The sequence below is a fragment of the Dankookia sp. GCM10030260 genome, from assembly GCF_042666655.1.
Taxonomy (GTDB): domain Bacteria; phylum Pseudomonadota; class Alphaproteobacteria; order Acetobacterales; family Acetobacteraceae; genus Paracraurococcus.
Window position 1 is genome coordinate 1 of record NZ_JBHTDE010000075.1, and the last position, 1,518, is coordinate 1,518.

General features: G+C 68.4%; 2 protein-coding genes. One reads left to right on the forward strand and one right to left on the reverse strand.

Features of this window, described 5'->3' with window-relative positions:
• A partial coding sequence (locus ACFQS7_RS30875; RefSeq protein ID WP_380070975.1) for an IS5 family transposase occupies positions 1 to 434 on the reverse strand: 434 nt, incomplete at its 3' end.
• 362 nt (positions 435 to 796) lie between these two features.
• Between ACFQS7_RS30875 and ACFQS7_RS30880 the strand changes: the two genes are divergently transcribed.
• On the forward strand, positions 797 to 1,518 hold a 722-nt coding region (locus ACFQS7_RS30880; protein ID WP_380070974.1), incomplete at its 3' end, for a DUF2231 domain-containing protein.

Consider the following 1,518-nt stretch of genomic DNA (forward strand, 5'->3'; position numbering starts at 1 on the left):
TCGTAGGCGCCGTCCGCAGTGAACGAGGCCACTGGTGCTGTCACCTGATCGAGCAAGGGGCCAACCTGGGAACCGTCATCGACGTCGTTGGTGGTCAGCGCCGCTGCGACAATCTGGCCAGCCTCGGCGTCCATGCCGATGTGCAGCTTCCACCAGGACCGGCGTGTTTTGGTACCGTGCTTCTCCAGCAGCCATTTGCCCGCGCCGCACAGCTTCAGGCCGGTGCTGTCGAGCAGCAGGTGGACGGCTTCACCCTCCTTGCGCGGCCGTGGCCGCGGCACCTCCAGTGTCTCGGTTCGGCGGCAAAAAGTGGTGTGGTCGGGTACTGCCAGAGCCAGCCCGAGCAGGTGCAGCACGGAGCCTATCAGCCCCTCCGTCTGGCGCAGGGCCAGGCGGAACACGGCTCGCAGGGTCAGCGCCGTCAGGATCGCCAGTGGGGAGTACCAGGGCTGCCCGCCCGGGGTGGTGCGCGGCGCTGCGCCACCCCTCGATGGCCGCGTTGGAGAACCACACTGTCAGGCTCCCGCGCTGGCGCAGGGCCGGCGTCATATTCGCGCCAGTTCTGAATCGTCCGCTTCTGTTTGGGGAAATGGTGACGGCGGTCCTGATGCAACTTGAACGGCAAGATGGGCATTCGAGGATCAGAGGAGGGACGACCCCCTACGGCGGCCTGGCCTGCGGCGCCACTGGCCGGGTCCGTGCAGCAACGCCCCTCAGTAAGGTAGACGAGCTGGGTAGGCGGAACAGCCGACCATGCATCGCGTTCGGCTCGGCACTTGTGACAGGATGAAACGCGATGGCGGCCGCCCGGACCGATAAATTGCCGCCACTCAGCCGCGTGGACCGGCTCGTCGGCAGGATCGAGGCGTCAGAGCAGCTGGATGGCCCAGCCCGCCTTCTGGAGACGGCTATGGCGCGCCCGGCGCAGATTGCCGGAAGCCCGGCGCAACGTCTTGGCGATGCGCTACACGGCACTTGGTTCGGCCATCCGATCCATCCGCTGCTCGTCACACTGCCGATCGGCGCCTGGACCCTAGTGGAGGGGCTCGACCTGCTGACACGTCTAGACCTTGTGCAACCTCACGCAGCAGATCGGACGGCGCGCACCGCCCTGAAGGCGGGCATCGCTGGCGCTGTTGCCTCGGCGGCGACGGGTCTTGCCGACTGGCAACATGTGAACGGACGCGCGCGGCGCGTCGGGTTCGTGCATGCGGTGGCGAACGGCACAGCGCTGGGACTCATGCTCCTCTCCCTCAGGCTGCGCGGTCGCGGGCGACCTGGCGCGGGGCAGGCCGCCAGCGCGGTGGGCTGGGCCTGTATGGCCGTCGGCGGCTATCTCGGGGGGCACCTCGTCTACCGCCGGCGGATCGGCGTGGACCATGCCGATCGCAGCCCGGAGCCGCGCGAATTTAAGGTCGTCGCGCGCCTTGAGGAGCTGGAGGAGGACCGGCCACGCAAGGTGGTGCTGCACGACGCGGAGGAGGCGCGCGACGTGCCGGTCGTACTGGTGCGCCATCG